Source organism: Chitinophaga sp. CB10, assembly GCA_001870995.2.
Lineage (GTDB): Bacteria > Bacteroidota > Bacteroidia > Chitinophagales > Chitinophagaceae > Chitinophaga.
The window spans coordinates 144,039-151,099 of record MLAV02000016.1 but is presented as its reverse complement, the minus strand read 5'-3'; the positions used below and the strand labels follow the sequence as shown (position 1 = coordinate 151,099).

4 protein-coding genes are annotated in these 7,061 nt (G+C 50.4%); all 4 read right to left on the bottom strand.

Annotation, left to right across the window (positions count from 1 at the left end; all coding sequences use genetic code 11):
• Positions 1 to 139 precede the first annotated feature (139 nt).
• On the bottom strand, positions 140 to 3,004 hold the full coding sequence (locus BOC67_RS20375; protein WP_291912953.1) for a TonB-dependent receptor: 2,865 nt from the start codon (positions 3,002 to 3,004) through the stop codon (positions 140 to 142).
• Between the two features lie 253 nt (positions 3,005 to 3,257).
• Complete coding sequence (locus tag BOC67_RS20370) at positions 3,258 to 3,710, bottom strand: TlpA disulfide reductase family protein (RefSeq protein WP_291912951.1); 453 nt, start codon at positions 3,708 to 3,710, stop codon at positions 3,258 to 3,260.
• An 83-nt stretch (positions 3,711 to 3,793) separates the two neighbouring features.
• Positions 3,794 to 4,456 (bottom strand): lipoprotein signal peptidase, encoded by a 663-nt coding sequence (locus tag BOC67_RS20365; protein WP_291912949.1) that lies wholly within the window; start codon positions 4,454 to 4,456, stop codon positions 3,794 to 3,796.
• Positions 4,457 to 4,525: 69 nt separating this feature from the next.
• On the bottom strand, positions 4,526 to 7,012 hold the full coding sequence (locus tag BOC67_RS20360; RefSeq protein WP_291912947.1) for a bifunctional UDP-N-acetylmuramoyl-tripeptide:D-alanyl-D-alanine ligase/alanine racemase: 2,487 nt from the start codon (positions 7,010 to 7,012) through the stop codon (positions 4,526 to 4,528).
• Between the last annotated feature and the right edge of the window lie 49 nt (positions 7,013 to 7,061).

Here is a 7,061-nt window from a genome sequence, read left to right as displayed (position 1 = left end):
ATGGCCTTGACAATGGACAGTTTCTGCTGATAACTGTATCTGACTCTTTTATCCATAAAAAATGCCCCCAAAAGTGTCTAACTTTTTGGGGGCACTTCACCTGCGTCCCGGCCTTCTTCTTATCGAATGAAAAGTTTTATCACCACTTCTTCTTGAATACATCGTCAAACGTGATGGAGAAGTAGTACAACCCTCTGATGGTCGGGCCTCCCACGTACTGGAAGTAAGCGCTGTTAAACAGGTTGGAAGCGCCCAGCTTGAACGCTGTCTTCAGCTTCGGCACCCGGTAGGTAACCTGCGCATCCACGGTGCTGTAGGCAGGCACATCGCCGTTGCCGAACAGGTTTTGCCAGTAGAAGGTGTTCTGCCAGTGCCAAACGATGTTGAAACCCAGGTTAGGCAGCACATTCCTGTTACCAAAGCTCACATTCGCAAACCAGTCAGGCGTATTGAAACCCGGGATCAGCGCGTCGTCCTTGGTTTTGTCCTGCGCCAGCTTGTTATAGTTGGCGTTGGCGCTCACGGTAAATGACTTGTAGATATCATAAGTAACCGCTACTGCAAAGCCATAGTTATTCACGGTGGATTTACTGTTGGTCCAAACCCGGTAGCGACTTTGCAGGCTCTTATCCAGCATCTGGTTCAGTACGGATGCATCGGGGTTATTTACATTACCGCTGGTAGGCACCACTGCTTCTACCTGCCCGATAAAATGTTTATAGGTAGAGAAGTAACCGTCCACATCGATAAACAATTTGTTGTCGAGTAATACCGCTTTGTAGCCGCCTTCGAAGGAATGGATCTCCTCTGGCACAATCGGATCGAGGTTCGCTATTTTGAGTACGCCGGCGTTTTTGGCAGCGGCAGCCTCTTTGCTGATATGTTCCGCGTTGATGGTTTTATTTACCGCCACGCCAAAAGCATCCACAGAGCTGGTGAGGTAAGAGTTCTTGAAGTAGCCGAGGCCCTGCTCAATAAATGCGAGTCCGCCTACACGCCTTACCTGTCCGTTATTCACGAAGCTGTAGGCTTCAAACAGGGACGGGAAGCGGAATCCGTTCTGCCAGCTGAGGCGGAAGTTATGCTTGTCCTTAATGCTATACACTGCCGCAATACGCGGGTTGATCTTACCCTCAAACTGCTCGTTCTTATCATAGCGCAGGGAAGCGGTAAGCTTCAAAGCATCATTGAAGAAGGATTTGGCGCCTTGTACAAATCCGCCGTACTTGCCGTACCAGATATGTTTTCCGCCGGGTTGATTACGTTTATCCAGCGGTTGGGAGAAGTCCACAAAGTTGTTACCATCCGGGATGATCTCGTAGGTTCTGTAATCCGCGCCTACCAGCACATCCATGAAATGCACGTATTTACGCAGGTTCCAGGTGCCTTCCGTGTGGTAGAAACGGCTCATTTGCAGCAGTGCGGCGCCTCCGGTGGTGTTCTCCGGGTTTTTGGAAGTAGGATAAATATCCCAGTCGTTCACGCTTTTAATTTTGGCCACCTGTGCATCAAATGCCGCGGTGCCGGGCGTAAACCGGCCCTGGTCGGCGGCAGCGCGGGCTGCCTGGTGCGCCGCTACGAGGTCCGCCCCGTTGGTAAGCGCAGTGTTCAGCGCGGCGGTATAATCAGCCTGCCATTTTTTATCCGTCTTGAAAGATTTTTCGAGGTTATCAGCCAGCGGGTTCATGTTGTAGGAATCGCCGGTGTTTTCGATGGATACGTACGAGCGCAGCGTGAAGTCAGGATGTACCAGCTCAATTTTGTGATTCTGCACGCTCACGTTTTTGAGGCCGATGCGGTTACCGCGCTGGAAGAAGCCATCCATCAGGCCGTAGCGGTAAGCGTACGATAACTCAATTTTATGCGGCAGGCGGAAGTTGAGGCTACCGTCTACCTTGGTGTTTCTTACTTTATAGTCGCCGGCCAGGTCCTTTTCCCAATAACCCGTGCGGCGTACGTTGTAGGCGCGGCCGTCCTTGTCAATGATCTGGATATTGGAGTTATCCCCGTATTTATTCCAGCCATCATTCGCAATGTTGTTAGGTCCGCTCAGCTGCGGGAAGTCAGGATTGGCTTTGGTTTGCGGGTTGAAGTCGGAGTGGTTGTCCGCATACCAGTCCGTACCTTCCATGTAGCTGAAATTGATCTTCCAGGCAAACCATGGCGCATAGGATTGCGCATAACGTATAGCCGTTTCCGTGATTGGCTTCGGACTGCTGCCATTGCCGTCGAAGTGGTTGAAAGCGATTTTCTGGTACACGCTCACGCCCTGGTAATTGAAGGGGTTTTTGGTGGTGAGGTTGGACATACCGTTGATCGCGTTCATGCCATACAGGGCGGAAGATGCGCCCGGCGTTACTTCCACGCTGGAAATGTCCAGCTCCGTAGGCCCGATGGCGTTACCCAAAGGAACGCCGAGCGTAGCGGCCTGGTTATCCACACCATCTACCAGCTGCATAAAACGGAAGTTGTTCGGCACGTTGAAGCCGCGGGTGTTAAATACTTTGAATGTAAGGCCGGCAGTGGTCATCTGTACGCCTTTCAGGTTGCCAAGGGCGTCGTAAAAGGTGGAAGACGGAGTTTCTTTCAGGGCGCGGATGTCCAGCTTCTCAATCGTCACCGGGGAGCGCAGCAGCTTTTCCTGCTGCCTGCTGGCGGATACCACTACTTCATTTACGAGGAGGCTTTGGGTGTACAGCTGTATCGCCAGTTTGCTGTTGCTGTTTTTTACTTCAAATTCCTGCGGCTGGTAGCCAATCAGGCGGATCACCAGCTTGTAAGGGAATTTGGCGTTGGTAGTCAGACTGAAATGCCCGGTAGAATCTGTGGTGGTACCAAAAGAAGTACCTTTTATCTGGATGGAAGCGCCGGGCAGCCCGCCGCCTCTGTCGTCCGCAATTTTTCCTTCGATGACGTACGAGCCGTTCAGCTGGGCCTGCGCAAAGAAGGGACTGAATACCAGTATAGCAAACAGGTATTTAACCAGTGGTAAAAACTTATGCATAAAAGTGCGTGTGAAAAATTAGATTATTGATTGAATAAAAGGGGTGCGTGTCGTTGCCGGAGATCAACATCGACCTGTTATATACCGCATTTTATTTTTGAAAGCCATATAGTCTATAGAATTGGTAGACAAATGTAGCGCGGCTTTTTTTTATTTCAAAGCGAAATAGGAAAATATTTCTTAATAGGTTGGAAATCAATGAGGAAATTATGCTTCTCCAGGGGATCTTTTGACCACAGCAGCGCTTCAGGCGCTACATTCTTTCCAGTATCCGCAGCAGCTCCTCCTCCGTCTGCCTGTCATTATTATACACCACTTTCCCGTTCGGGTCAATCAAATACACCATCGGTATATAAAACACGCCATAAGCGCCGGGAATAGTCTTCGGATCATAAATATGCGTCCAGTTCATGCCTTTGGCCTTCACCGTCTGCTGGGCGGCAGCCTTGCTTCTGTCCAGGCTGATGCCGATCATCGCCAGCTTATTTTCAGGGTAACTCCTTCTTATCTTCTTCAGCAGCGGCACCTTTTCCATGCAGGGATGGCACCAGGAGGCCCAGAAGTCCAGTAACACATATTTGCCTTTATAATCGGTCAGCTGTATGCTTTTCCCGTTCAGGTCAGTGCCCTGGAAATCAGGCGCTTTCTGGGCATAGGCGATACGCAGGCTACAGCAAAGGGTTAGCAGTAAGCAGATTTTTCTCATTCCTCGATATGATTTTGCACCGAAAATAAAAAACCCAGAGGAATTTAATCCCTCCGGGTCTCTTTTATTATAAAAGTGGCGTATTACGCTACATGATCATTGGTAACAGTATTACCCGTTTCTTTTGGCTGCTTTGCATGCGTATGCGCCGCAAAGAATCGCTTCTGGAACAACAGGATCGTCACCACCCCAACGGAAATGGCCGCATCAGCGACGTTGAACACCGGGCGGAAGAACACGAAATAATCGCCTCCTTTAAACGGCACCCAACTGGGCAGGTAGCCCTCGTACAGCGGGAAGTAGAGCATATCTACCACCCGGCCATGGAGGAAACTGCCGTAGCCGCCGCCTTCCGGCATAAACCTGGCCACTTCGTACCCCACACTGTCGTTAAAGATCAACCCGTAGAACATACTGTCGATCAGGTTACCGGCAGCACCGGCCAGGATCAGCGCACCGCAGATCAGCAGGCCTTTGTGGTACTTCTCCTTTACCAGCTTGTTCAGGTAATAAAAGCCGAATACAACGGCCACCAGGCGGAATAATGTCAGGAAAATCTTCCCGAAGTCGCCACCAAATTTAAGTCCATACGCCATCCCTTCATTTTCAATGAAATGTATGCGGAACCAGTTAGGGAATATGATATATTCCTGCTGCATGAACATATGTGTCTTGATCCAAAACTTCAAAGACTGGTCAACAACCAGGATGAGTAAGACAATAAGCAGAATGTGACGATACTTCAATTGACATTAAAATTTTATCAAAAATAATGGTTTATTTCAAAGTCGGAAATCAAACCTCTTGCAAGTTCTCTATTCCTGGAAATATACTCTTTTTACCCGTTGTGAAATTCCTGTTAATATTTCGTAGGGAATGGTGTCCGCCCATTTCGCAAGCTCCTGTACCGGCAGGTCCTGGCCAAATACAATCACTTCATCGCCTTCAGCAGCGTCCGGGATGTGGGTCACATCCAGCATACACATATCCATGGCCACCACGCCGATTACCGGCGCCAGTTTGCCCCTGATCAGCATTTTCCCGTTGCCGTTCCCCATACGGCGACTATAACCGTCCGCATAACCAATTCGCACCGTGGCAGTTACAGCTGGTTTGGCGGCTTCCCAGCGGCGGCCATAACCCACAGTTTCCCCGGGTTCCAGCTCTTTGAGCTGGGCAATGGTCGTTTTCAGGGTGCTGACGTTCCGCAACTGGTCCTGTATATCCATCGCGCTGTCGATGCCATACATCCCAATTCCCAGTCGCACCATATCCAGCTGCAGGTCAGGGTGGCGGGTGATAGCGGCGCTGTTGGCGATATGACGGATCACAAAATACCCCAACGCCTTTTGCAGTTCGTGGCTCATCTCGTAAAAGAGGCGGCCCTGCTGCTGCGTAAACGCATCCTGTGCAGGGTCTTCGCTGGCTGCCAGGTGGGAGAATACGGATTGCACCCTGAAAGTGGAACTGGCCGTCAGCACGCTGATCAGCTCAGGCAGGTCCTTTTTCACGAATCCCAGGCGGTGCATACCGGTATCCAGCTTAATGTGTACGGGAAACTCCGTTTTGCCGGCAGCAATTACCTCTTCCTGGAACTGCATTAATGTGCCCATGGAATAAATCTCCGGTTCCAGGTTCCAGTGCAGGATCGCGTCAAAGCTGGCCGGTTCGGGGTTCATCACCATGATAGGCATGGTAATGCCGGATCTGCGCAGCTCTACCCCTTCGTCCGCATAGGCCACGGCCAGGTAATCGATGCCGTGGAACTGCAGCAGGTTGGCAATTTCAAAACTGCCGCTGCCGTAGGAAAACGCTTTCACCATGGCCATCACCTTGGTATTTGGCTTCAGCAGCGACTGGTAATGCTTCACGTTATGTGAAATGGCGCTGAGGTTGATTTCCAGGATGGTCTGATGGGCCTTTTGCTCCAGCAGTTTGCCGATACGCTCAAATTCGAACACACGGGCGCCTTTTACCAGTATGGTTTCGTACTGGAAATCGTCCCCGTTGAATTGTTGCGTAAACTCGTCGGTAGTGTTATAGAACCATGATTTCAGGCCCTCCACCTGCTGGAATATTTTCTTTTCGCGGGAAATATTTTTACCGATGGCGATCAGCTTATTGATCCCGTTCTGGCGCAGCAGCCCCGCTACTTCCTCATACAGGGAAGCATCGCTCTTGCCGCTTTGCAGGATATCGCTGAGGATAACGGTGCGCACCTGGTGCTGCTGTTGCTGCTGCAGGAAGTCCAGCGCAATGGTGAGCGAGCCCAGGTCCAGGTTATAGGCATCGTTGATGATGGAGCAATTGTTGATCCCCTGCTTCAATTCCAGGCGCATGGCGATGTTGCTCAGCAGGTCCATCCGCTGTTGGATCACCTCCTGTTCCTTGCCCAGGTAGAGCATCAGCGCCCAGCAGTGTATGGCGTTTTCCACGGAGCCCTCATCCGTAAACGGAATGCGGATTTCCAGGTGTTCGCCTTTATACAGCGCTTCGATGCGGGTATGATGATCGTGCTTATCCGTACTGGTAATGCGCAGGTCGGCATCCGTTTTCCTGGACCAGGAAAACAGTTCAGGGCCTTCTTCCAGTTGGTTGTGGTAAGACAGTACGCACTCGTTCAGCACCAGGTAATCCTTACTGTAAATGAGTATGTCACTCTTCATAAAGAGGACGAGCTTCTCATTTATTTTTTGGCGTATGTTCAGAAACCCTTCGCTGTGCGCTTCGCCGATATTGGTGAAAATGCCAATGGTAGGGCGTATGATCTTTTCCAGGTTCACCATTTCCCCTGGCTGGGAAATGCCGGCCTCGAAAATAGCCAGCTGGTGTTCCGGCTGCATCTGCCAGACAGATAGCGGTACTCCGATTTGTGAGTTGTAGCTTTTCGGACTGCGTACAATGTTGTAGTCCTTTTCCAGCAACTGGAACAGCCATTCTTTGACGATGGTCTTCCCGTTGCTGCCGGTGATACCAATCACCGGGATGTGAAACTGCTGACGATGCCACGCTACCAGCGTATGCAACGCGTGGAGCGTGTCTTTAACCAGGATAAAGTTGGCTTTGGGATATTTCTCCAATGGCACAGGCTCACTGATGATAAAGTTGCTGACACCCTTCTTGTAAAGCTCTTCAATATACTGGTGGGCGTTTCTCCTGGCGCTCACCAGCGGAATAAAGACGGATGTTTCCGGAAATATCAGCTTACGGCTATCCAGCAATAGATGATCGATCTCTGAAAATCCTGTTTCCTGCAACAACTCTCCTTTCAGGACTTTGTTGATACTCGCTGCGTTATACACGTTTTTATCAGTTTGAATAATCACTTGGCGGCTGCAAAAACGTTTTCTG

What these genes read in the sequence shown, in the direction of transcription:
- BOC67_RS20370 (WP_291912951.1), bottom strand. Translation starts at nt 3,710, where the DNA reads ATGAGAAAAATCTGCTTACTGCTAACCCTTTGCTGTAGCCTGCGTATC.
- BOC67_RS20375 (WP_291912953.1), bottom strand. Translation starts at nt 3,004, where the DNA reads ATGCATAAGTTTTTACCACTGGTTAAATACCTGTTTGCTATACTGGTA.